This is a genomic window from Psychrobacter sp. SCQQ22 (genome assembly GCF_015864605.1).
In the GTDB taxonomy this organism is placed as follows: domain Bacteria; phylum Pseudomonadota; class Gammaproteobacteria; order Pseudomonadales; family Moraxellaceae; genus Psychrobacter; species Psychrobacter fozii.
The window spans coordinates 77,386-102,998 of sequence record NZ_JADYWZ010000007.1 but is presented as its reverse complement, the minus strand read 5'-3'; the positions used below and the strand labels follow the sequence as shown (position 1 = coordinate 102,998).

Annotated in this window: 20 protein-coding genes and 1 tRNA gene; 6 read left to right on the top strand and 15 right to left on the bottom strand. The window is 41.3% G+C overall.

Features of this window, described 5'->3' with window-relative positions; translation table 11 throughout:
• Window positions 1–155: 155 nt before the first annotated feature.
• On the top strand, window positions 156–686 hold the full coding sequence (locus I6E84_RS10570; protein WP_197217914.1) for a DUF2726 domain-containing protein: 531 nt from the start codon (window positions 156–158) through the stop codon (window positions 684–686).
• Window positions 687–714: 28 nt separating this feature from the next.
• Here the strand turns inward: I6E84_RS10570 and I6E84_RS10565 are convergent, their stop codons facing one another.
• The 15 genes from I6E84_RS10565 to gatC all read right to left on the bottom strand — a co-directional run bounded on the left by I6E84_RS10565 (window position 715) and on the right by gatC (window position 19,386).
• Window positions 715–1,671 (bottom strand): DUF1853 family protein, encoded by a 957-nt coding sequence (locus I6E84_RS10565; protein WP_197217912.1) that lies wholly within the window; start codon window positions 1,669–1,671, stop codon window positions 715–717.
• Window positions 1,672–1,773: 102 nt separating this feature from the next.
• Window positions 1,774–1,941 (bottom strand): hypothetical protein, encoded by a 168-nt coding sequence (locus I6E84_RS10560; protein WP_197217910.1) that lies wholly within the window; start codon window positions 1,939–1,941, stop codon window positions 1,774–1,776.
• 124 nt (window positions 1,942–2,065) lie between these two features.
• The gene (locus I6E84_RS10555; protein ID WP_197217908.1) at window positions 2,066–3,004 is read right to left on the bottom strand and encodes a hypothetical protein; all 939 of its coding nucleotides are present in this window, start codon (window positions 3,002–3,004) and stop codon (window positions 2,066–2,068) included.
• Between the two features lie 1,004 nt (window positions 3,005–4,008).
• Window positions 4,009–6,129 carry a DUF3987 domain-containing protein gene (locus I6E84_RS10550; protein WP_197217906.1) on the bottom strand — a complete coding sequence of 707 codons (2,121 nt, stop codon included), beginning with the start codon at window positions 6,127–6,129 and terminating at the stop codon, window positions 4,009–4,011.
• Window positions 6,130–6,410: 281 nt separating this feature from the next.
• Window positions 6,411–6,698, bottom strand: coding sequence for a hypothetical protein (locus I6E84_RS10545; RefSeq protein ID WP_197217904.1), 288 nt, complete (start codon window positions 6,696–6,698; stop codon window positions 6,411–6,413).
• Window positions 6,691–6,927 (bottom strand): helix-turn-helix domain-containing protein, encoded by a 237-nt coding sequence (locus I6E84_RS10540; RefSeq protein ID WP_197217903.1) that lies wholly within the window; start codon window positions 6,925–6,927, stop codon window positions 6,691–6,693. Before I6E84_RS10540 ends, I6E84_RS10545 begins: the two co-directional genes overlap by 8 nt.
• Before the next feature lie 3 nt (window positions 6,928–6,930).
• A complete protein-coding gene (locus I6E84_RS10535) occupies window positions 6,931–7,221 on the bottom strand; it encodes a helix-turn-helix transcriptional regulator (protein ID WP_227681460.1) in 291 nt (96 codons plus the stop codon).
• 131 nt (window positions 7,222–7,352) lie between these two features.
• On the bottom strand, window positions 7,353–8,423 hold the full coding sequence (locus tag I6E84_RS10530) for a hypothetical protein (RefSeq protein ID WP_197217901.1): 1,071 nt from the start codon (window positions 8,421–8,423) through the stop codon (window positions 7,353–7,355).
• A gap of 180 nt (window positions 8,424–8,603) precedes the next feature.
• Window positions 8,604–13,694 (bottom strand): DEAD/DEAH box helicase, encoded by a 5,091-nt coding sequence (locus tag I6E84_RS10525; RefSeq protein ID WP_197217899.1) that lies wholly within the window; start codon window positions 13,692–13,694, stop codon window positions 8,604–8,606.
• A gap of 114 nt (window positions 13,695–13,808) precedes the next feature.
• Window positions 13,809–15,047, bottom strand: a complete 1,239-nt coding sequence (locus I6E84_RS10520; protein ID WP_197217897.1) for a tyrosine-type recombinase/integrase — start codon at window positions 15,045–15,047, stop codon at window positions 13,809–13,811.
• A gap of 162 nt (window positions 15,048–15,209) precedes the next feature.
• Window positions 15,210–15,286 (bottom strand) — tRNA-Pro (locus I6E84_RS10515).
• A 65-nt stretch (window positions 15,287–15,351) separates the two neighbouring features.
• Window positions 15,352–15,723: a hypothetical protein gene (locus I6E84_RS10510; protein ID WP_197217895.1), complete on the bottom strand. Its 372-nt coding sequence runs from the start codon at window positions 15,721–15,723 to the stop codon at window positions 15,352–15,354.
• Between the two features lie 252 nt (window positions 15,724–15,975).
• On the bottom strand, window positions 15,976–17,505 hold the full coding sequence (gatB, locus tag I6E84_RS10505) for an Asp-tRNA(Asn)/Glu-tRNA(Gln) amidotransferase subunit GatB (protein ID WP_197217894.1): 1,530 nt from the start codon (window positions 17,503–17,505) through the stop codon (window positions 15,976–15,978).
• The gene (gene gatA, locus I6E84_RS10500; RefSeq protein WP_197217893.1) at window positions 17,505–19,001 is read right to left on the bottom strand and encodes an Asp-tRNA(Asn)/Glu-tRNA(Gln) amidotransferase subunit GatA; all 1,497 of its coding nucleotides are present in this window, start codon (window positions 18,999–19,001) and stop codon (window positions 17,505–17,507) included. Before gatA ends, gatB begins: the two co-directional genes overlap by 1 nt.
• A 70-nt stretch (window positions 19,002–19,071) precedes the next feature.
• Window positions 19,072–19,386, bottom strand: a complete 315-nt coding sequence (gatC, locus tag I6E84_RS10495; protein ID WP_197217892.1) for an Asp-tRNA(Asn)/Glu-tRNA(Gln) amidotransferase subunit GatC — start codon at window positions 19,384–19,386, stop codon at window positions 19,072–19,074.
• 615 nt (window positions 19,387–20,001) lie between these two features.
• On the opposite strand from gatC, the gene I6E84_RS10490 reads away from it, so the two are divergent.
• The 5 genes from I6E84_RS10490 to rng all read left to right on the top strand — a co-directional run bounded on the left by I6E84_RS10490 (window position 20,002) and on the right by rng (window position 25,297).
• A complete protein-coding gene (locus I6E84_RS10490; RefSeq protein WP_110923995.1) occupies window positions 20,002–21,030 on the top strand; it encodes a rod shape-determining protein MreB in 1,029 nt (342 codons plus the stop codon).
• A 185-nt stretch (window positions 21,031–21,215) separates the two neighbouring features.
• On the top strand, window positions 21,216–22,076 hold the full coding sequence (gene mreC / locus I6E84_RS10485; protein WP_197217891.1) for a rod shape-determining protein MreC: 861 nt from the start codon (window positions 21,216–21,218) through the stop codon (window positions 22,074–22,076).
• 140 nt (window positions 22,077–22,216) lie between these two features.
• Window positions 22,217–22,702, top strand: coding sequence for a rod shape-determining protein MreD (gene mreD / locus I6E84_RS10480; protein WP_197217890.1), 486 nt, complete (start codon window positions 22,217–22,219; stop codon window positions 22,700–22,702).
• Between the two features lie 166 nt (window positions 22,703–22,868).
• Entirely contained in the window at window positions 22,869–23,540 is a 672-nt protein-coding gene (locus I6E84_RS10475; protein WP_197217889.1) for a Maf family protein, read from the top strand.
• Window positions 23,541–23,713: 173 nt separating this feature from the next.
• Window positions 23,714–25,297, top strand: a complete 1,584-nt coding sequence (gene rng / locus I6E84_RS10470) for a ribonuclease G (RefSeq protein WP_197217888.1) — start codon at window positions 23,714–23,716, stop codon at window positions 25,295–25,297.
• Window positions 25,298–25,613 lie beyond the last annotated feature (316 nt).

The window sequence follows — 25,613 nt, the reverse complement described above, 5'->3', positions numbered from 1 at the left end:
GTCAGCTTGGTTACGATAAGCACCGTTTTTCTCTACTTCTCTTTTTATAACCTGTCAGTCTATCAGGGCTGCCTTGCCGTGGTCAGTTATGTGTCGACACTGCCACTAAGTCACCATAGCTATCTGACCGCTTTAATCATGTATAAGGTAAAACCATGTCGTTTGGTGTTATATTTTTAATCTTAGCCGTTGGGTTTTTAGGGCTAATTACCGTACCAAAGCTGTTAGAAAAACGTGTAGTCGTCGAGCCTGATCCAAAGCCTGTACGCGGCGATGAGTTGGCTATTTGGCCGTTTGCACCGATGCCGATCATGACGGATACTGAAGTGATATTTTTTAATAAGTTAAAAAACGCGCTGCCTGAATATCACATATTTGTCCAAGTTCAGCTATCACGAATCATTGAAGCCAATAGTAGTGAGACATCAGAACGTAGCTTTTGGTTTAATCGTATCTGTCGCCAGAGCGTTGATTATGTGATCGTGGATGTCGATGCTCAAACTACACTGGTTGCCATTGAGCTTGATGATTGGACGCATAGTAGTAAAGCGCGGCAAAAGGCTGATGACAAGAAAGACAAAGCGCTTGCCAGTGCAGGTATTGCGATGGTGCGCTTTCATGCGGAGCGTATGCCCAGTGCTGACATGCTTAGATATGAGCTGATGCAGGTGATTGAAAATTATTAATCTTTTCCGTTTTAAGTATCTAGGTTAGCTAAGACGCTTCATCTATTTGGTTTGATTGTCTGGGACAAATCACGATTGGTCTATCTCCCACAAAATATAATCCTGTCGCAGGCGGCTCATTATCTGACCGAACCGTTTGCGTTTGACACGCATCATAAAATCCGCGCTTGGTAAACCATTCGATATAGTGTGCGGCTCGTAATTGTGTTGTATCGATGATAGCGAGAGTGGATATGTCATTCTTATCGCACCATTCATGCATCGGAAAGCTTGGTGTTAGCCAAGTAGGGTAATTAAAATTACTGGTATCTATTGGCAAAAAGAATCGTCCTTTTATAATGCCATACCGCTTATCAATTTTAACTTGCCCATGATTTTCCGTGTCTATCCACACTGTACGGAATTGCTTGGTCTGCATATGTGTCATCTTGCGCTGTAGATTGTCATTGGCATTAATCCCAACCCAGTTCACAGGTTCAAAAGGGGCTGATCCCATAAAAAACTTGATGGCCAGCTCCCAATGCTCGACCAGCTTGTCTTGATGATTGTATAAAATTAAATCTATTTCACCAGTCGTTTGCTTGCCGTTAAATAACTGTATGTTATTAGCGAGCGTCTCGTACGGATGCAGCTCGCGCGCAAACCCATCCTCTAACCAAAATGACAGTAATCCTTCAAAGTGAAACCCCAGTCGATTGGGACTTGGGCGCTTGAGTAAATAACGGGTCAGCGCTTGATAGTCAGTAGTGGTATCCAGCTCTGTTAATCGTTGCTCATACGCCTCAAACTGCACCTGCCAAAAGCTGGTGCTATGAACTGAAATAGCATGTGTGTTCTCATGCGGTGCGAAATCTATCCATTGCGTTAAGACGTTAGGACAAGCAAGCGCATAAGCCAAATCCCGCACATAAGGTCGGTGATAACGCTCCCAAGGGGCATCATCTATAGGGCGAGTAGATGAAGGCTGAGCGATAGGCTCTGACATAAGATGAACCAGTGCAAAAGTGTAGCATTTACCCTAACGGCTCGCTCTATAAAAGTCTATAGGACACGAGTATCGGCTAGGGTAGCGCTCAGTTTTCCGGCTCTAAAACATGATATTAATGTGATGAATATGAATGCTGATATCAGGTGGTGAGAGCAAGTAAGGCAATAGAATACTGAGTACCATTCTAAGTATTGGCAGTAGCCATTTAGGCTGATATTGAGATGGCTTTTGTTTTGGCTTAGTTGGGATATGATTTTTCTGTTTCATGTGCCTAGCTCCATAATTTACCGTAACTTGATTGCTACGGCTGGTATGGAAGTATTTTATGAAATAGGGTAGTTCGATAGTTCTAATTAGAAAAACAGGCCTTCTAATTAGAAGCTAGTTAGAATTAAATACTATTTTCGTGTGCGAGCTTTAACCAGTCTGCAATAACATCTTTACTAACTGTATTACCTTGTTTCTCAATAGCTGCCATTATTTTGCCATTACTATCATTAGAAAATGGCTGTGTTAAGTCCATTTTTAAAAGTTCGCTAGTAAGGGCTGCTATTATTTTACTAGCATTATTGGCAGTCCTAGGGTGCATAAGTTCGTCATTACTTGATACAGCTTTTCCCTCTAAGCTTTCAATTTTATTTAGTAAATCTTTTATTTCATCGTCTTTTTTAGCTAACTGTTTAAGAGTAGCATCATACACATTAGGATCAATATTTTGACTTCTAGCAGATTTTATTTGTTCTGCAATTAATCTGTCTTTAAACTCCTTTCTTTCTTTTATATAGCTAAGCGTTGTACTAGGATCACTGTTTAATGCTTCATAGCATTCTTTAAAAGCGTTAGCATCTAAGCCTATATTGACTATACAATCCAATGATAATACATCTTCAATTTTCCAATGCTTATCATTGAAAATATACTCTACATGGTCGTCTAAAACTTGTTCTAAAAAGAATTCTGTTGGGTATGGCTCTTCATTGCTACTCTCATCATACTTTTGCTTATGAAACCCATATTTACTAACTAGTTCATCTAAGTTTGGGATTTCATGTAGTGGTATTTCAAGGTTAGTAGTTTTTGAAAAGTAAGAGTCGTAAATTTCAGGGTTAGCAGCTTTTGAAAAGTAAGAGTCGTAAATATAGTAATCTAGCTTCAAAAACTCATCATCGCCTATAAGGTAGTTAGCAACCATTTTTTCGCTATCATCTCCATATAAAGCAATAATAATTAGGAACTCGTAAAATAGAACGTAGCTTTCGTGCTCATTATCATCAAAGACTTCTTTTTCACTTTCTTCCATTCTACGCATCATTTCGTAAATAATACCCACAGCACACACCTCTACACACCATTAAATCAAAGTAGATATAAGACAAACCAGCCTAAAGCTATATGAACGACTGACTTTCAATTGTCCATCATGCCTTGCAAGATTTTTATTATTTTTTGCTCTATCAACTATCATACAATTACCAACCAAATTTAGCACAAAAAAAAGCCAACCATTGAAAACAATGATTGGCTTTTCTCTTTACTGCTATGTTTGGTCGGAACGGCAGGAGGTAAAAAGTAGTGTGTATACCTTGTTTTATATAGGATTGGTCGCTCTTAATGTTTACAATACCAACAATAATACCAACAATGGTTTTTAATAGTGCTCTTTTTGGCTCTTTACCGTTGCACTAAATATTATTTTTATCATTAAATTTCTATTCAATTTATAGTAATTTAAGAATGATCTTTTCTACTTGTAACTCTCCTTCATGAGAAGAGGGAAGTGCGATTGATAAAATAAGCGCGTTTTGCTCGCACAAATTCGCACACTTGCTTTAGATCTTATGCATTTTTCAGCGTCTGTACCACTTATTTCGATAGAGGTCGCTCTAATTCTTGATTCCTGATTTTGGCATATTTCTTGATTCCATGATTTTTATAAAATGTATTTATATCAATTAGTTGCAAGGAATCAAAGATGTTTTTTTATTCTTTTTGATTCCATTATTCTTTGATTCCAACGTTTTATTGTGCTTTAAACTACCTTTTTTGAAAAGTAAAAAGGCGTCGATTCAATAGCATATGTTTTTATTTTCATGTTCCTGCGATCTTGCCATCAGTAGGGAAAATGGGGAAAGTAGGAAAGTAAATCATAAAAGCCTTGGTATATATGACTTATAGTGTTTTCCCTTCTTAAATCAAAAAGGCAAGTAAGGAAAGTTAGTAGCTGTTTAGCCTTTACTTTCCCCACTTGACTAGTGAGTGGATAATCAGGAAAGCTGGCTAGGGTAGGTATAACACGGGTTCTAGCTGTCGTTTTCCTGTTTTCCTAGCTTTCCCTTATCTAGCCTCTAATAACTCAGGTCTTACCTGTATTGTTCTAGCCCTGCCATTGGTTATGATCTTGATATAACCCTCGCTTTCTAATACCTCAGTCAGTAATTCAAAGTTTTGTTTTTTCCGTAAATGCTTAGGGGTAACTTTACTTTGAGCTGTTGAGTAAGCCAACTCTTTAACCGATTGCCTATTGCAGTAGTTCACTAGCCAGCTGATTAGCTTTTGAGCATCATTATCACCAGCTTGGGGTTGGTCAGTGTAGCGCATACGCTCGCTTATAGAGTAGTCAGTCAGTAATGATGCTCTATGTATGTCATCAGCTGATATAAAGCGTTTACCATCAAAGTAAGCAAGTATTGATGCAATACGGCTAGTATTCTCATGTAGGCGTTTAGCATAGCTGGCGTATTTCTCTAACTTACCACCTTTGCATAACTGGCGTTCTTTATCGGTTTGATAGTCAGCTAAAGTTTTTCTGGCTTGTCTATCCTTAAAAGGCATATTAAAGCGGATAATATTACCCTCATTATCTTTACTTACACTATCAGATATAGGGTCTAGTAATGATCTGCACCGTTGCCAATAAGCCTGCAATCTTGGATCTTTATTTGGTTTAGCATCTAGCCGTTCATCCGTGTTATAAACTATCTTGCCGTTCATATTGTCAGGAAAGGCAAACAGAAAACGAGGTAGCAATCCTTGACCGTTCATAGCCTCATCATTCAACGCTGGGGCGATTACGGTTGGCTGACCTTGTAAGTCTAAAGTGAACCTAACCCCATTCATGCTGTTTTGGTCTAGGGTGTCATAGCGAGGCGATAAAACCCTATCAAATGAGCCCTCACTCCATATATCACATAGCTGGCTTATGTTACTTTTTGCCGTCTCACTGGTTAAGCTATGACCGCTTAAAAATAGGGCTGCCTCAGCCGTTGACCATGCTATATCCGTGGTATTACCCATCAGCATATTGTCTAAAAAGCCTTGGATAGTGCCAGACTTAACTAAAAGTATGGACTGCTTGGGTTTAGGGTTTTCAAGTAACCATCGTTCGGAATCCTTCTTAGGCGTGCTAGCCTTTTGTGCTAACCATTCATCTAGCAAAGTTCGATATTCTTTACGCTTATCATTTTGATAACTAAAAAGCTCTTGATGGGTAAAGCCTACCGTCCTGCTTTTACCGCTGCCACTATCGCCCTCAGTGAGTAAAAATAACGATACTGGCATAAACTTATCACCTAACGCATAAGGCGCGTTTATATATTGCTGAATAATAGTACCTAAAGCCCCTAGCATGCATTGTCCTGCCATTGCTGGCGGTACTTGTGCATGATAAGTAATGGCCGTTAAAGCCTCTCTTAGCACTTGCCCTTCGTTTCCCCATGCCTCTACTGGATAGCGTGTGGCTTTGCTGGCTTGATCTGCTATATCGCCTAATTGCCCCCATGCATCAGCTAGTAAGTCTTTTGTGATTGTATCAGGGTCGCTTAAAACATCATCAAGCGTCTGGTGATTATCAAACGATAATAGTAAGTCAAAAACAGTAATAATGGCTTTAACGTTTACCCCTAGCAATGGCCTTGTTAGTTCGTCCTTTCTATCTATGGTAGCCATAACAATGACTTGCTTAACCTCTGCAAAATGCTTGACCATGCTATTAAAGTGAAAAGGGTTAGCACTGACTAAAATAGTGATATTTAGCCCTTGGCTTATTAATTGCCTGTATAACTCTATACCCTCAGCTAAGTTCTTTACTGCATACCAGTCGCTATCTAAGTTAAGACTGCCAATAACAAAAGCGCATGGCTGGTTTGGGTCTGTTACCTCTATAGGCTTATCACTATTAGGCGTGTAAATGCCTATATTGGCTGGTTGGTGCATATTGTTGCTTAATATCAAAGCCATCTTGCCCGCGGTGTTAATTATCTCGCTTTTTCTATCGCCATTATGGATAGTGAAAGTATCACCAAACTGTCTTAATTTATCGCCTTGACCTAGCTCTATCAGGCTGTTTGTTATCTCATCATTTGCTATAATATCGGTGCTAGTTTGCTTTGTTGAGCCTAGTAAAGTGTTAAGCCCCTTGTCATCAGCTTGGGGCTTTGTTTTGTCCGTATTATTCATAATCTCCCCCTTGGTTGCTCCTTATTAGGCTTGCGCATAGCTCTATACTTTTTATAGTGGTTTTTGCGCTTGGCGTATTTACGTCTTTGCTGTGGGTAAGCCTTCATAGGCTACCCACCTTAATAACAAAGATTGTAGGTTCGTTTTGCTGGCAAGCTACTAATGATATAAGTAAGCCAATAAATACTACCCATATCATAAAAATGATAAACCTTCGCAGTAAGCCAAACTTGTTAGCCTTTGCAATATGTTGGGGCTTTGGCTTGGTTTCGATAGGGTTGTTACTCATGCTCTGTTACCTCCACTTGTGGCGGCAATACGTATTCGCAAAACATTTCACTAACAATACCTACCAGCTCATTATTGGCAAGGAGTGCTGCTTTGACTGCCACAAGAACGCCTTGACTAACATCGTCTTTTGTTTTGATAGCGTCTAGTGCAGTAGCTAAGTGTTCAGTAATGTTATAAATGTCTTGAACGCGAGCATCCATAAGACGCAGATGAAATCTATCTACGATTATTAAGCGATCGGCTGGGACGTCGGCTGCTACGCTGCTATGTTTATACATGATCGATCCCTTCTGAGTGCTGTGTATCTGTATTGATCCAATAGCGTTTAAAACGTTTACCATTTTGTTTTACCATCTCATCATCAATGTTCACACCACTGGCGCGTAGCTCGCTGATACGCTGAGGCAAACAAGTGAAGCCGTACTCATCATAGGCTTGCATATTGGTGATAGTCTTGCCTGCTAATAGATGCGCCATAATGATTTGGCTATAGGTTGGTGTCTGCATGGCTTACACCTCGCTAGAGGCTGAGATGTGAGAGTTAAGCCATTCATGCACTTCTGCATATGACCATGCTGTCATCGTAGGAGAAAGTTTCTTGCCAGCTGGAAAACGGCCATCTTTTGACCATTCAAAGAGAGTGGTTTTGCTAAAAGGTAGGAACGGCAAAATGTCCTTTGCTCTACCCATTCCAGTAGTGGGTAGTTGCATAGTTGGACTGTTTTCGGTGGTTGGTTCGGTATCGTGCGAGGTGTTATCGGTAAAAGGAATTACTGGGGTCTTTTGGATTGGGTGTGTCATGTTCATATCTCCATGTTAGCCGTAACGGTGTGCTACGGCTTTCAACATGGCTCTATGATATGTGGTGGGGTATGGTGGTAGGCAATGGTGCTTAGTTAAGGCGGTGGCATCTGGTTAAGGTGCTACCTTGTTTAATCCTGCTCTAATTTGTCATTATGAATAATATTGATGACTTCTAAAGAAGATAAGAGTTCAGGTGATCTTGTTTTTGAGTTTAAAGGTGTCAAAAGTGTTCTAACTCTATCTTTTAAATTACCTTTACTAAGATTAAGTTTAGTAGATATTCTATTGAACCTGCCACTATCAAACTGTGTAATATGCTCTACAACATCAGCTTGATAGTATTCTTTCCATATCTCAATAGCTAAATGTAGTTCAGGTGGATATTGATTTTTATCCATTGCTTGCCAATTGTATAGGTGGTTTTGTCCAGTATTGTCATGAGCTGGCTTGTCTGCTAGTTCAGCTTTGGCTTGTGCTAGTTGGTTTTCGAGGTCAATTATTTGAGCTTTGGCGGCTGCCAGTGCTTCTGCTTGTTGCTCATTGGTCTTGGATTTGGGTTTGCCATGTTCTACTGTTGGTGTTCCCATCATAAAGCTACCTGTAGCTTTACTTTCTTCCTTATCGGCAATTAATTTTGCATTTTGTGCTTTTACATCTGCTAACTCATCTTTGACGCTTTTTAACTCACTATTTTTTTCATTGAACAGTTTATCCAAATCAGCTTTAGGAAACCTTAAGTCAGAAAATTCTATAACTGATGGTATCTCATTGTCACCAAACTCTATTGAAGTAAATTTACGTCCAGCTTCAACTTTATATTCATTATCAGAGATTGGTAGTTGTTCTTTATCATATAAATGATAATAGCTATAAGAAGTTCTAATTATATTTAAATTGCACTCGTGTTCTATTACCGATTTGACTTCTAGGGCATGGAAATACCCTGATATATAGTGTTCAAATCGTTCGTCTTTTACTTCTTCGACGCTTAAATCCTTAGAAAACCTTAATGTTTTTATAAGGGCGAAATCATCATAGTAGAAGACGACATTGAGCTTGTTCTCATGATATAGGTCTAATATAGTATTTTTCAGTCTGCAGTAACCGCCTTCTTCTTCTGGATCATAAGAATATCCATACTGATTTAAATACTCACCTACATCTTCAAGTCTTAAGAAGTCTTTAAATAAATAACTCACACTCACACCCCACACCCTTAAATCAAAATAGATGCAAGGCACTGACAGCATAAGGGTGTGAATAGCTGTCGTTCGGGTAATTAGTCCTAGCCTTGCAAAGTGGTTATAGCAGAGTGCATCTCTACTTATATTTGTCTCGTCAGCTTTAGTTATTAAATAATGCGATGTTAGAAAGCACCGCTATCCTTCAATTTTCTCTAATACCAGCTTAGGTAGCTCACGCACTATAGATTGCGTCTTTAAGCTCACGTTAATGACACGTAGTAGCAGTTCAAGCGGATAGCGTGGGTTATCCATCGTCTCGATAGCCCAATCGTTTGCATCGTTAGTAATGCCTGATTTTTTATCAGTCTTTACGCCTTGACGTTCGATGATCCATTCAATGGCTGGCTTGCCGTTCACCACATAGTCATAGGCTTCTTCAGGAATGCGCTCAATAGTGATTTGGCTGTTATAGATGATCTTAGTTGGATCATCTTCATTCTTGCCCGTTTCTTCATGTTTGCGTTTCGGGTGCTTCATCTTGGTCACATAGAATTTATCATCTTCTATCTTCGACTTAGCCCAATGCTGACCATCAGCGAGCTTTAGATTGGTAAGTTTGGTATTGAACTTAATTCCTTGGTACATATCCAGATTTTCATAGTTAATATGCAAGTCGGCTAGTTTACGACCAGCGTTACTGAATGCTACGAAGTCCTGATATTGTTGTACTCGTGGGATATTTGGTAATTGCTTAGTCAAATTCTCAGCATAGCGCTCACGGTACTCTTCACTGTGCAGTAAGCCATAAATATAATAGAACAGATCCTCTTTACTGATATTGTCGTCAGCGCTCATTTGACTAGCATAATAATCAACGAAGTGAGCTAAACCCTCGTCAGTGATCGCATCTTTACGACGATAAATAGGCTTGTCATTATCGTCTGTAATGATGTTTTCGTTATCTACTGGCTCATCAGGTGCGGTTAAGGTTAGTTGAGGATTTTCGTCATCACCGTCTTTATTATCTATTTCTTCATACAAATATAACGGAAAACCTTGTCCTCCAGAATGCTGCAAATTTAAATCAGGAATAATAGAAGTCATAAGTGCCGAGAAAGCATTGCCTGAACTACCCCCTCCACTCAAATAAATAACTTTATTTGTTATATAGTTTTTAGGAAAAATTCTATACATTTGGTAAATAGTATTGTTTAACTGCCTATTAAAATAGACACATTCTTTCGTGAACGGTCTATATAAACTAGTAAATATGTCTTCATTGCAATAAGAATATTTTTTCCCCTTCGTTAAGTCTGTTTTATTAGCTCTATCCCAATGAAATTTTTTCGAATCAAAGTTAACGAATTCAGTTGCCTCAGATTTACTACCAGAGTCTTGATACCTTTTAACTTCACTATTATAAAAGTCTATTGTGCTTTTAACATTGTGAGTCAACTTGGTTTTTGAGTAGTTATACACCCAAGTGTCTCTACTGGATTTAATTCCAGAGGAATAAACATTAAAAATATTTATAGCTTCTTTATCCTTCTTATCTCCTAAATTAACATATTTATCGAAATTAGGATCTCTTTGGTTTACCCAATCGTTAAAATCATCAGGCAATATGTTCTGCCAAGCATCGACAGCAGTGATACCGTTTAAGTCCTTATATTCAGTAATAATTTTTAGCTTTTGCTCACGATTTAGGTAGTCCCCAATATCATGTAATTTGATTTGACCAAAATTTTTGCTTTCAGGGTTTTTTATTAAAATAGAGACAGCTATTGGTGCTCGACTGCCTGAGCCAAATATTTTACCGCCCTCTTTACGAGAGCGTTCACCACTAGTGCGTTGGTTACCACGTAGGTGAAAAATATATAGATTACTAAATTCTTCAGCCAAACACTTGCGTAAACCATCTGCATTATTACCATCAATGAAGCTTGCATTTGTAACAAACCCAATGACTCCTGTATCGCCTATACGATCAGATGCCCAACGAATTGCACGGATATAACTATCATATAGTGAGTTTTTCAAAGTCGCTGTTGAGTGTTCTGCGTAAGTCTCTCTAATACGCTCATCTAATGAAGAATATGCCACATTCGCATTGTTATCATTACCACTGGTTTGCCCTGCTGAATAAGGCGGATTACCCATAATGACTCGAATATCTAATGCTTTTTGGCGTTTACGACGTTCGCTATTGTCTTCTAATAATTCACTAACTAGATCACCTTTTTCATACATCTCAAAAGTGTCCGTCAAGCAAATACCTTCAAATGGGGTATAGCCAACCTCATTCGCTTCGCTATTATCCTTTGTATCAACGTCTAGTATTGTAGAGTGATAGACCGTTTCGATATTGATACAGGCGATATAGTAAGCCAGTAGTACGATCTCATTAGCATGTATCTCATTTTTATACTTGTGAGGTAACTTGTCTTTAGGAATCAACCCACTTTGAAGCAAGCGAGTGACAAACGTGCCCGTACCTGTAAATGGGTCGAGTATATGCACGCCCTCATCAGCTAGGCTGGCACCAAACTGATCATTAAGTACGTTTTCGATACTATGAATGATAAAGTCCACGACCTCAGTAGGCGTATAGACAATACCTAAGCGTTCGGTGATACGTGGGAAAGCGTTTTTAAAGAATTTATCGTATAACTCTAAGATAATTTTTTGCTTACCTTCAGCACTATGCACGCCGCTGGCACGCATCTTTACAGACTCATAGAATGATTCTAATTGCTTGGCTTCTTTATCAAGCCTATGAGACTCAAGGATATCTAATAGGTCTTGCATAGCGACTGATATCGGATTGCGCTTGGCAAACTCATACTGCTCAAATAAAGCGTCAAACACGGGCTTGGTGATCAGGTGCTGAGCCAACATTTCGACCACTTCTTCATCAGTAATACTACTGTTTAGATCGTCGCGTAGCTCATTTGCAAACGCATGAAACGCTTTATGCTCTTTTTCGTATTCAGGGTTTTCTAAAATAGCTTCGATACGGTCAATGTGAGTGTTAGCGATTTTGGCAACATCATTCGCCCAGTCTTCCCAGTGGTGACGGTTGCCGCATTTTTTGACAACTTTGGCATATAAGGCGCGTTCAATCTCACCGACCTCAAAATCCATCGCCATTTGTTGTTGACCTGAATTATCAGTACCAAGATTATTACCACCTTTAGCTTTTTGACCTGCTTTACCTGTAGTAGCAGCTGATTTCTTTTGAACTTTATCTGTAACGGCAATAACTTCCATTTTGCTGTTATCACGGCCGTTAAACTCAAGCTTATTGATCATGGCATCAAAGCTATCATCATGCGAGCGTAGAGCGTTTAATACTTGCCATACTACTTTATAGACCTTGTTATCATTAAGGGCGTCAGCAGGATCCATACCAGCAGGTACAACGACTGGTAGAATGACATAGCCACGTTTCTTGCCAGCAGACTTACGCATCACACGACCAACGGACTGCACTACATCTACTTGTGACTGGCGAGGCGTTAAGAACATCACTGCATCAAGCGCTGGTACGTCCACGCCTTCGGATAAACAGCGTACGTTTGATAAAATATGACAAGTATTGTCTTCTAGGTCTTGTTTTAGCCAATCGAGCTTTGCAAGCTTCTCACTGGCGTTCATACTGCCATCAACGTGTTCAGCCTTGCATCTTAAGGTTAATGAGTGCGGAATAACAGCATTTGGATCTTCTTCTCGTAAAGCCTTAATTTCAGCCGCTTGATAGGTTTCTACGACCTCACTAAACATCTCAGATATGAGCTTAGAAGATACTTTATGGGCTTTACCTTTATAGTCAGTGCCAATCACCTGACAGAATGCTACCGCACGCCTCATAGGATCGTCTGAATCATAAAGACCATGTTTTGCAAGTGCTTTCCAGCACCCAATAATTTTGGCTGCATCATCTACATTTAGTTGGTTATCTTCATCACGTAATAGGCTTTGTATTCTTCGGCTAATAACGCTTTCTTCGACACTTAATACAATAACCTTATAATCAACCAATAGATCTAAAGCAACAGCCTGTGAGAAGTTGATAACGTGAAGCTCTTTACCAAATAGCTTTTCATCATCCATCGAGCATAACTGCACGGATTCTGTGGACTTGGCATCTTCACTATAAATACGTGGGGTCGCTGTCATATAAAGACGCTTTTTCCCCATGATATTGTCATCGCTATGCACCATAACAAAAGCGGATTCGTCTTCATCATCGAAAGTCGCACCCGTAGTACGATGGGCTTCATCACAAATAATTAAATCAAATTCACTGACGTTATGACTCATCTGAGCATCTGATAGCACATTGATAGAATGATAAGTGCTATACACAACGGTCATGTGTTCGTCATCATGCAATGCTTTGATTGCATTTGATAAGCTTTTAGCATTGGTGGTAGAAGGGAAGTCGAGATCAGAACGGGTAGCAATAACTCTATCGTCATCGCTCTTATTGCGTTTACCCACATCACTATCTGAACAAACAGCAAAGTTCTTCAGCGGTATTTTAGCTTGTTGAGTCCATTCATTAAGCGTTTGACTTAAAAGTGCTAAGCTCGGTACTAAGAACAACACCTTTTTGCCCTTGCCAGCCATTGTTTCGGCAATACGTAGTGACGTAAAGGTTTTGCCAGTACCACAAGCTAAGATTAGCTTACCTCTATCCGCTTCTTTTAAACCGTTAATTACACCATTATGAGCACCTTGCTGATGTGGTCGTAACTCATACTTTTCAACAAATTTAATCTCTTCACTTTTATAAAACTCATCCCAATCAATAGAGGACTGTTCAAGCTCAGATAAGTTGATCATGCTTACAGGCGGATTTTGATTATCGATCATTTGAGTAGCATTGTCTGTCCATTCATCTACAGTGCTAATGACGATACGATAACTAAAATAGCTTTTACCTGAAGCGCTCATAAAGCTATCTATATCAGACTTTGCCATTTTATGACTGGGTAAATAGTTCTTACATTGGATAGCATGATGCTCACCTAAGTAATTGGTTGCTACTAGATCAATACCAGTATCTTTTTTATTAGGTAAGCCTAACTCGTCCGCATATTTGTTTGCCCAATCTGCATAGGACAGTACCTCTTTATACTCAGATTTGAATTTAGGTTCATTCTCAAAGTATTTGATCATCAATTCTTCAAACAAAGTTCCAGAATCTCTTTGAGTGTGGGTTACCTTGCGATAATCATTAAGTATTTTCTGTAGGGTGCTAGAGGTGTTAAGTTCAGACATAAGAAATTCCATTTTTCGTACAGGTAGTAGATTGGTTTTGAAATAGTAACAAGTTTAAATAGTCAACGTTTGACTATATTTATAGATAGATTGAAAGTAGCTTCTACGTGTATTTTAAGCAGTGCCTGTATCTTGAGCCTTTGGCATCACTATCAAATTGTCAGTTTTGCCAGCATAGGCATCATCAATATAGTTTGCCCATTCATTCATCATCTTGGTTCTATAGGGTAGGTGTTGCGCTCCATTGTATGCTTTACTAATCTTGTTCTCTTTTTCATGTGCTAGCTGTAACTCTATGGCTTCGTGCATGTATTCTTGTTCATGTAGGGTAGTGCTGGCAAGTCCACGGAAACCATGCCCTGTCATACGCCCTTTATAACCCATACGCCATAGAGCGGTTATAAAAGCGTTAGTACTATATGGCTTATAATTCGAGGGGTTAAAAAATACATATTTATCCGAAAATCCTAGCTCCTTGATCTGTTTTAATATTGTTATAACTTGCGGTGCTAGTGGTACTAAGTGAGGTCTATCCATTTTCATTTTTTCGGCTGGTATGCGCCATATTTTGGCTTTGTGGTCAATCTCACTCCACTCCATCAGGCGCAGTTCTTGCGTTCTCACAAATGTATAGCACATCACCCAAAAACCCAGCTTGACCAGTAGGTCACCGCCATAAGCCTCAATGTCTTGTAGTAGTTTTGGTAATTGCTGGCTAGTGATACGACTATGATGCTTAACTTTATGGGGTTTTAGGGCTTCGGTTAAATCATTGGCTGGGTTATGATCAATCAACCCCTCACGTATAGCTTGTTTGAATATTTGCCCCGTTTGACGTATTGCACGCCTTGCCATGTCAGTTGCACCCCTCGCTTCTACTGCTTTGCCTATGGCTAATACATCAGGCGCGGTAATGTCTTCTATATTCATATGACCAATAACGGGCTTAATATCACGCTGATACTGTGAGTAATCACGGTTATAGGTATTAGGGGCTATGTGGGCTTTACGGTCATCATGCCAGCGCTGTGCTAGGGTATCGAATGCTTTTGAGCCGTCACTATTAGCTTGTGTCTTTTTTTTATCCTCTTTTGGATTGATACCATCAGCCAATAACCTTTTGATCTCGATATTACGTTGCCGTGCATTTTGAAGGCTCATTATTGGATAAGTGCCGATAGTGAGGGTTTGCTGTTTACCTTGCCAGCGATAGGCGCTGATCCATGACTTAACGCCCGTATATCTAATCCATAATTGCAGCCCGTTACCATCGCTATGCTTATCAGGTCGCTTTGTCTCTATAGAGGTGGGGCTAGGTGAAAGCTTGTTTATACCTGTATGGGTTAAAGGCATGGACTTATCCTCTGTTGGTATTGTTTGTGTTGGTACTGCTCGATACCAACAATAATACCAACATTCTATATGGAACGCCATACACCTATAAAGTAGTAAAACCCAAAAAACGCCCAAAATAAAGGGCAGACGGTCAATGACGGTCTGCCCTATATCTATGTTTGGTCGGAACGGCAGGATTTGAACCTGCGACCACTACACCCCCAGTGTAGTGCGCTACCAGACTGCGCTACGCCCCGAGTGACTGACTATTTTACGCAAAATTATGCATATTGCAAGGATTAATTGTTGTACAAATAACCCACTAACCTATATTGTCAAAAAGCCACTTGCCTTCTTTTGTACGTCTAAAGAACATGCCCCAAGCGGTATTAACAACGCTTGAAACATACTCTAGATTAACTTCATCGTCTTGCAAATTAATTTCGACTTCATATATGTACGGCTGATACTTTTCAATCGTATTTTGCTGATTTTCGTTTGCCTCTAAATCCATCTCTACTATTTGAGACATAACTTCTCTAGCGCGCTGTAATAAATCAGAGGTAGATTCGCCTTCATTTAAAGTCAAACGCACATCAAATTCATTTGCAATAATAATATTTAATTCTGCCGCATCTTTATCAAACAAAGCAGAATTAAAATATTGAACGACCATATTTTCTTGCGAATTCAAGGAATCTAGACATTGTATAGACGTAACATTCTTGCTCAAGCTATACTTATTGATCATTTAAAATTTCCCTAAAGCTACGTATGTAGAAATATTTAAAAAGCTTATGAAACACCTAGAATGTATAAATCAAAATGCTAATCTAAATTCATTGCAAGCATAGTAAGAGAATCCCTCTTATAAGTTACTTGTACTTTTATTGATGAATAGTAATTTTTCATGTAAAAGTACAAGCAACGTGCTCTTATCACAAAGTTAACCCAAAAGCTCTTTTAGGATTTGGTTTACTTGTTGCGGGTTGGCACTACCGCGACTGGCTTTCATGACTTGACCGACCAGACCGTTAAAGGCTTTTTCTTTACCGCCACGATACTCATCAACCATCGCTTGATTCTTAGCGATGACTTCTTCAACGATGGCTTTGATAGCGCCAGTGTCGGTTTCTTGCTTGAGGCCTTTTTCTTCGATGATCTTATCGGCTGCATCATCTGTATCGCCGCCTTCACGCTCGTATAGAGCACTAAAGACTTTCTTAGCCAGTTTGCCAGATAGCGTGTCGTCTTTGATACGTTTTAGCATACCTGCCAATTGCTTGGCGCTGATAGGGGAGTCGACGATGTCTTTGTCGTCTTTGTTTAGCGCGCCTAGCAAGTCGCCCATGACCCAGTTGCCAGCCATTTTGGCGTCTGCTTGACCCACTTCTGCGACCACATCTTCGAAGTAATCAGCAATTTGACGGCTGCCAGTCAGGATGCGAGCATCATATTCTGATAGACCAAGCGCTTCTTCAAAGCGCGCACGACGGGCTACAGGTAGCTCAGGCATGGCAGCTTTAATCGAATCAACCGTATGCTGCTCGATACGGACAGGTAGCAGATCAGGATCAGGGAAATAGCGATAGTCGTTGGCATCTTCTTTGGTACGCATCACACGAGTTTCGTCGCGCTCTGGATCATACAGCATCGTCGCTTGAACGACTTTGCCACCATCCTCTAAGATATCGATTTGACGCTCGATTTCACGGTTAATAGCGCGCTCGATAAAGCGGAACGAGTTCAAGTTCTTTAGCTCGGTACGCGTACCAAGCTCATCACCTGGTCTGCGCACAGAGACGTTACAATCACAGCGGAATGAGCCTTCTGCCATGATAGCGTCTGAGATACCTAGCCAAGTGACCAACTGATGAATCGCTTTGATGTAGGCAAGTGCTTCGTGAGCCGAGCGCATATCAGGCTCAGAGACGATTTCAATTAGTGGCGTACCAGCACGGTTGAGATCGACGCCAGTCATACCATCGACGGCATCATGGACAGATTTACCAGCGTCTTCTTCCAAATGCGCGCGAGTGATACCCATACGTTTAGGATATTCGTTCTTATCCCCTTCATTGACCACGACATCGATGTAGCCTTCACCCACGATAGGATTGGCCATCTGGGTGATTTGATAGCCTTTCGGCAAATCTGGATAGAAGTAGTTTTTACGGTCAAACGTATTAAATAGACCTAACTCAGCGTTGACGCCGATACCGAATTTTAAGGCACGATCGACCACACCAGCATTTAGAACTGGCAACACACCAGGCAAGCCCAAATCGACGATGCTGGCTTGGCTGTTTGGCTCGTGACCGAAGTCAGTCGGCGCGCTTGAGAATATCTTACTTTCCGTGTTCAACTGGCAATGAATCTCGATGCCGATGACGACTTCATAGCCATCAACGAATAGCTCTTTACGCACGGCGTGCTCGCGGACGGCATTGTTATCAGTAGTAGTTGCTGTATTCATTATACCGTCTCCTTTGCGATGGCAGAGTGCTGTAGATGATGATCCGTATGCTGCTGGAACAGATGCGCGGTCGTGAGCAGTTGACTCTCTTGCCAATGCTTACCGATTAATTGCAATCCAATTGGTAGACCGTCTGAGGTCAAACCGACTGGTTGGCTAAGCGCAGGCAAACCCGCTAAGTTGACCGCGATGGTATAAACATCGCCTAAGTACATGGTCGCAGGGTCGAGATTATCACTGAGCTTGTAAGCAGCGGTTGGTGCGGTTGGACTGGCAATCACATCACAGCTCGCAAATGCTTCATCGAAGTCTTTAACGATTAAGCGGCGGATTTTCTGTGCTTTGGTATAGTAAGCATCAAAGTAGCCTGCCGATAGTGCATAAGTACCGGTCAAGATACGGCGCTGTACTTCAGGCCCAAAGCCTTCAGAGCGTGAGCGCGTGTATAGATCGATCAGATCCGTTGGGTTTTCACAGCGATAGCCGAAACGTACGCCATCGAAGCGAGATAGGTTCGATGATGCTTCGGCAGGGGCTAGCATGTAGTAAGTGGCAAGCGTGATTTCAGGATCAGTGATGTTCACTTCTACGATCGTTGCACCCAGCTCTTCATATTTCTTCAGAGCGGCACGTGCTGCTTGTTCAACTTCGCTATCAAGTCCTGTACCGAAGTATTCTTTAGCCACGCCAATACGCAAGCCAGCAAATGGTTTGTCACCAGCAGAGGCTTCTGCATCATTGATGTCTTGTACATAGTCAGGCATGTCATATTTGATAGAAGTTGCATCGCGTGGATCGTGACCAATCATTGGCTGTAGTAGGTAGGCGCAATCTTTAGCGCTGCGTCCCATGCTGCCAGCTTGATCCAAACTTGAAGCATAAGCAATCATACCGAAGCGTGATACGCGGCCATAAGTAGGCTTGATGCCTGTTAGTCCACAGAATGAGGCTGGCTGACGAATAGAGCCACCAGTGTCACTACCTGTGGCGACAGGGACGAAACCAGCGGCAACAGCGGCAGCACTACCACCTGATGAGCCACCAGGGACACGCTCTAGATTCCAAGGGTTTTGTACTGTACCGTAGTATGAGCTGCTGTTGTCTGAGCCCATCGCAAACTCATCCATATTGAGCTTGCCCAAGCTAATCATGCCTGCTTTGTCGATATTCGAGACGATAGTAGCATCATAAGGCGACACAAAGTTATGCAGCATCTTTGAGCCACAAGTCGTCAATACGCCTTGGGTACAAAAGATGTCTTTGTGTGCCATAGGGACGCCGAGTAGTGGACGCTGATCGCCTTGTGCACGCATCTCGTCTGCCGCTTTTGCTTGTGCGCGTGCTGTCTCAGAGGTGTGAGTGATAAAGCTGTTAATTTTGCTGTCTAGCGCATCGATACGCTTGATATAGTGTTCTGTCAGCTCAAGGCTACTAAATTGTTTGTCTTGTAAGCCCGTAATAAGCTGCTGGGTACTTAATAAATGAAGTTCAGACATAAGGTGTCGTCCGTCAAAATGTTAATAACATAAAATCGAATGAAATAAAGGAAGAGAAATAACCGACCGCTTACTCAATCACTTGTGGTACCAAATACAAACCGTCTTCAATGGCTGGCGCGACCGATTGATTGCGTTCGCGGTTGATATCGTGTTTGGCAACATCGACACGCAGCTCTTGGCAGGCTTCATGGATGTTCGATAATGGTTTGATATCAGTGGTATCTACGTTAGCAAGCGTATGCATAAGCTTTAGTACTTTACTGATGTCGTCGGCATAGTTATCGGCCGTAGTCTCATCGACACCTAAACGCGCAAGGCTGGCAACTTCTAGTATTTCTTCACGACTGACGTTGCTGTCAGACGTTGTTGGCTGCTGTGACATAGTTTCTCCAGTGAAGGACAGTTTTTGTTAGATTTGGGTACTAGTTAGATTTAAATAATAGATTAGATACTGAACAGGTACTAAGATAAAATCTGATATAGAGTTACGTTATTATAAAGCATCTGACCTAAGTTTACAGAGCATGACGCTTGATTGATGCACAATATCAACCAAGAGCAAGTGATTTGCAAAATTGACTGAATAATTCACGGTTGATTTCCAATTGCTTCCCCATTATGTTCTGAAATACGTTACAGTATGCACTTGTGCTATTAAGCAAAACCTCATCTGCCTGTAGAACCCTTGTTAGTTATTGAATTAAATGGTGTTTCATTAGATTTGAGCGATAGAGACTGCTATTTCAAACTTTGAAACAACTTTTAACGTTTAAGACTAAATTCCTTACTTATTGATGCAAATACCTGTGTTTTTTTTGAGCTAAATAGGTATAATTTAGCTCGATTTTTTCATTTCATCATTATTGCTTAGGTTTGGCTTGTTGCGATGTTCAGCTTTCGCTTCAGGTAATGTCTAATGACGACCTGCTCAACACTGACGAGTAACACCTCAGTCAATCTCATTCGCCTCATTCGTAAGACGCTGGATATATTAGTCATGAACCTGTTTGGATTTTTATCAAATAATATCGCTATCGACCTCGGTACTGCGAACACCCTCATTTTTATTCCTAATAAAGGTGTCGTACTTGACGAGCCTACGGTAGTGGCGCTACGAAGTAATCGTACGCAAAACCCTACTGTTGCTGCTGTTGGTATCGATGCCAAGCAGATGCTTGGTCGTACACCTTCCAATATCACGGCGATTCGCCCACTAAAAGACGGCGTGATTGCTGACTTTGAAGTGACCCAAAAGATGCTCAAGCATTTTATCATGAAGGTAAAAGCCAAGCGTTTTATGGCACAGCCTAATGTGGTCGTTTGTGTGCCTTGTAAGTCTACCCTAGTTGAGCGTAAAGCGATTCGTGAGGCAGTATCATCAGCAGGCGCTAGCAAAGTATTGTTGCTAGAAGAGCCAATGGCGGCAGCGATTGGTGCGGGTATGCCAGTTCACGAAGCCAGTGGTTCTATGGTCGTTGATATCGGTGGCGGCACGACTGAGATTGCTGTTATCGCTCTATCTGGCTGCGTCTACGCTGAGTCTATCCGTATCGGTGGCGATATTTTTGATGAAGCAATCATTACCCATGTACGCCGTACGCACGGTTGTGTCATTGGTGAGACGACCGCTGAGCGTATCAAAAAAGAAGTTGGCTCTGCACTGAACGAAGAAGGCCAGTTAGAAGTAGAAGTGCGTGGTCGTAGCATGGCAGAAGGCGTGCCAAAAACGTTCACAGTCAATTCAGAAGAAGTACAGAAAGCACTAAGTGATCCATTGAGTGGTATCGTTAGCGCAGTAAAAGCAGCGCTTGAGCAAACACCACCTGAGCTGTCATCGGATATCGCAGAGCGCGGTATTGTATTGACGGGTGGCGGCGCTTTATTACGTGATTTAGACAAATTAATTTCAAGAGAAACAGGTCTGCCTGTAACAGTTGCCGAAGATCCACTGACTTGTGTCAGCCGCGGCGGTGGTATCGCTCTTGACTTTATCAACAACAAAAGTTTAAACATGATTTTTGTGTAAAACGTATTAACTAAGTTCTATCGTTTTTGATAGTACACAGTGCTTAGTTATTGTTAAAATGAAGTAACAGGTTATAAAGATATAAAATTAAAGGTAGCCCGCTGCGCTACCTTTAATCACATTATTCAATGCTAGAATTCCGTACTGGCTACCGCTTATTTTATAACCTCTGAGTTAGACGACTTATGATTCCAAGTATTTTTGCGCGCCAGCCATTAGCACTTCGCAAGACTGCCATCGTATTGATAGTAGCCTTAGTGTTGATGTGGTTTGATAGCAAAAACTCAGACTGGTTTAAACCAATACGTAATACTAGCCATGCCGCTATGCAGCCTATTTATGAGTTATCGTTATTACCGAGCTACGCCAAGCATTGGGTGAGTGGAAGCTTGCAATCTAAAGAAGCCCTACGCCGCGAAAACATACAGCTAAAGTCTCAATTGATACACGCGCAAGCCAAGCTCCAGCAGCAAGACTATATCTTGGCACAAAATGCGCGCCTGCAAGGTATTCTGTCGACTACTGAGCCTGAACAGTTTGATCTCACTCTCGCACAAGTTATCGGTACAGATACCAATTTGCTCAGACAAATTGTGATGCTTAATAAAGGCGCACAAGATGGTGTGCAAGTTGGACAAACGGTCATTGATGAAAAAGGTATCTTAGGGCAAATTATTAACGTTTATCCTAATACCAGTCGTTTGCTATTGATTACTGACGAACAGCAATCGGTTGCCGTTACTGTCAAGCGCACAGGTCAACGTGCTATCGTTACAGGGAAAGGGATACCAACGTCATTGAGCCTCGATTACGTATTCAAAACCTCAGACGTGCGTGTGGGGGATGAGTTGGTTTCGTCAGGGCTCGGTGGTCGTATTCCAGCGGGTTACCGTGTCGGCCGTGTTGCTCATGTCAAAGATGGACAAGCGGACAACTTTAGAAGCATAGAAGTCACGCCAGCAGCTAACTTTATTGACAATGCGTATGTTCTCATTCTGCAAGACAAACGAGCCAACAGCAATGATATTGTTCTCGATGAGCGCTAGATAAGCATCATTTAGCGAACAATGCGTTGATAGTCGCCGAATAGCCTATTTATTGGTATATTCTCAATCACAGTGTTCATCCCATTAATGCCTAGCTATGCTCTAATAGCCGCCGCTAACACCCGCTAAGGTAAGTACTCATGTCGTATCCTGATTCTGAGAATGCAACGGTAGTACTCATTGTTACGATTATTCTAAGCTTTGTCGTTGCTTCCTCACTTAATGTATATCCATTGAGCCCTAGTATGGCCACGCTGCGTCCTATGGTCATGATTATGGTGCTGATTTTTTGGTTGTTGTTTCAACCGCGCTATGTTGGCATCTTTACGGCATTTACCATCGGTATTATTGCTGATCTACTGATGGATACCCACTTGGGAGAGCAGGCCTTTGCCGCAGTAGTAGTCGCTCTCTTTATCAAAATTACCAGTGTATATATCAGACAAATGAACACCGCTAGTGCATGGCTAGTAGCCAGTTTTGGATTGATCATTTTTCAATTGAACTTGTGGATGCTACAGATGTTCATCCAAAATGTTTTTGTCGCTCAAGCCACCCTATCATTATTAATGAGCATCCTGAGCTGGCCTCTGGTTTTATTCGCTCTACGTAAGTTTGCGCGTTAATCACTACGTTTATGAGCAACAGTGCTTATGAACAATAATACCTATGAATAATGATGCTCGTTCATAACTCATAGAGCGATAGCGATTGTTCAGGCCGATTCTGACACGCCTATTAATAAAATTTTTTAGTATTCAATACACATGAATTTATATAAAGAGAGTTGCGATGGATATCGTTTTAGCATCTGGTTCGCCGCGTCGTCGTGAGCTATTAGAAAGAGCGCAACTGGATTTTAGTATCTTGAGCGTGGATATTGATGAAACGCAATATGATAACGAATCGCCAAAAGACTATATCGAGCGCATGGTCGTCACCAAAGCTGAGGCTGCGATACAAAAGCTAAATGAGACGGGCAATGCAACTAAGAGTGACCTTGCTAAGCAGATTCTCATCTTAACGTCTGACACCATTGGTGTACTGCCAGACGGTAAAACGGTTTTGGTTAAACCAATCGATCGCGAGCACGCTTATAGTATGTGGCAGCAAATGTCTGATAGTGTTCATGAAGTATGGACCGCGGTTCAAGCAACTCACATACAGCTGTTGCCCACAACATCAGAGCACGATGTATCAACGCATAATCCAACTTTCCAGATTATCAAGCAGCAGAAAATCACTGAACGTACAGAAGTGAGCTTTATCCCGCTGACACCACAGATGATGAGTAACTATTGGGATAGTGGTGAGCCTGCTGATAAAGCAGGTGGTTATGGTATTCAAGGCTTGGGTGCGGCATGGGTCAGCAGTATCAATGGCAGCTATACCAATGTTGTTGGTTTACCGCTTTCGCAAACGCTGGCATTAATTAAAACGCTTACCGATGCGAATCTCGATTAAATAGATAAGATAAATCTATGTAGAGAGGGTTTATTAGCGAGAAATCAGTCGTCAACTCTCTGCACATAATGACACGTGAGAGTAATGGGCGAGAGCAAGCCGCATTTGTTACACTATAAAGATAATAGGCGATGAACGTCTAACAAGAAAGCTGAGAGATAAGAGAAAACATTATGTCCGAAGAGCTGCTGATTAATATTAGTCCAATGGAGTCCCGTGTCGCAGTACTAGACAACGGCATCTTGGGCGAGATTTATATTGAACGTCATCATAAACTGGGGTTGGTGGGTAACATTTACCTAGGTACAGTCGTACGTGTCCTACCTGGAATGCAGGCAGCATTCGTTGATATCGGGCAGTCGCGCACAGCATTCTTACATGTCAATGATATGCAGCGTGAGCCTCGTGCAGTAAAGAAAACGACTGACACTGCCAAAAATCAAACCAATGGCGCGATAGAAAGTGCTACTGATGACTTGGACGTCACACTACCGATAGTCAACACTCAGAATACGGAAGTCATACCGACTTCTAAAACACTCATTCAGCATCGTTTGCACGAAAGCCAACGTATCTTAGTACAGGTGACAAAAGATCAATTGGGCAGCAAAGGCGCTCGTTTAACCACCAATGTATCACTACCGTCACGCTACTTGGTTTATCTGCCATCAAGTGAACATATCGGTATATCTCAGCGCATCGATGGTGAAGAGGAACGTACTCGTCTAAAGACTGAGCTGACTAGCTTGATGCAGACGGTCAACCTAAAAGGCGGATTGATTGCTCGCACTGCTGCTGAACGTGTTCCTGTTGATAAGCTCGAAGAAGACATTTACTACCTATTGCAGCTTTGGCGTACTATCTGTGCCCGTCGCCAAGAAATCAATCATCATCAAAGCTCAGAGCTGATTTATCAAGAGCTAGCGTTACCATTGCGCTCGATCCGAGACTTGGTACATGCTGATACCGAAAAAGTTATCATTGATAATGCGCAAATCTATGAGCAAGTCAGATACTTTGCCAAAGAGTTTGTTCCTTTTGTATATGATCGAATCGTACACTATACCGCTGAGCAATCACTCTTTGATGTACACCGTGTCGAAGATGACTTAAAAGATGCTTTGAAGCGCCGTGTCGACCTAAAGTCGGGTGGTTATCTCATTATCGACCAGACCGAAGCAATGACAACGATAGATGTCAATACAGGGTCTTTCGTTGGTGGTCGCTCTTTAGAAGACACGGTTTATAAAACCAATCTAGAGGCTACACATGCTATTGCCCGTCAGTTACGTTTACGAAATCTAGGCGGCATTATCATCTTGGACTTTATTGATATGCTTGAACAACAGCATAAAGATGATGTGCTCGAGAGCTTACAATCACAGCTTACGCAAGATTATGCCAAAACTAAGATTACGCAAGTCAGTGAGCTTGGCTTGGTAGAGATGACCCGTAAACGCACACGTGAGTCACTAGGGCAGCAGCTCTGTGAGCCATGTTCGACCTGTCAAGGTCGTGGGTTTGTAAAAACTGCCGAGACGGTCTGTTTTGAGATATTCCGTGAAATTATGCGTTGTGCCCGTACTTATAATTCTCCAAAAAAGTTCACCGTAGTGGCGCATGCAGCCGTTATTGACTTGTTACTAACTTCAGAGTCGGACACCGTCGCAGATCTAGAGTATTTATTAGGTAGAGTCATTACTTTTGATGTAGAAAATCTTTATACTCAAGAGCAATACGACATCGTTTTGGATTGATACGATTTCCACTACTAACATAGATAAAGGTAATTATTAGAAATAGATAGCTTTGTTTATAAAGCGTAATATCTGGATTCGCTATAGATATAGCCCTTGCAATGAACGAAATACTATGTATAATATACACCACTGAATTATATATGCGCAGCCAATCAAACAGCTGGCGCTATGACAGCTAGAGCATCGTTTCTAGCACTATTTCATTATGCCTCTACTAACATCCGATAATGGAAGGGTTGGTGGGGCTTTAAACTATTTTGCTTTTAGCAGGCTATAAGTTCCAATAAAGAACTCATTCTGGTTAAGAACAGAA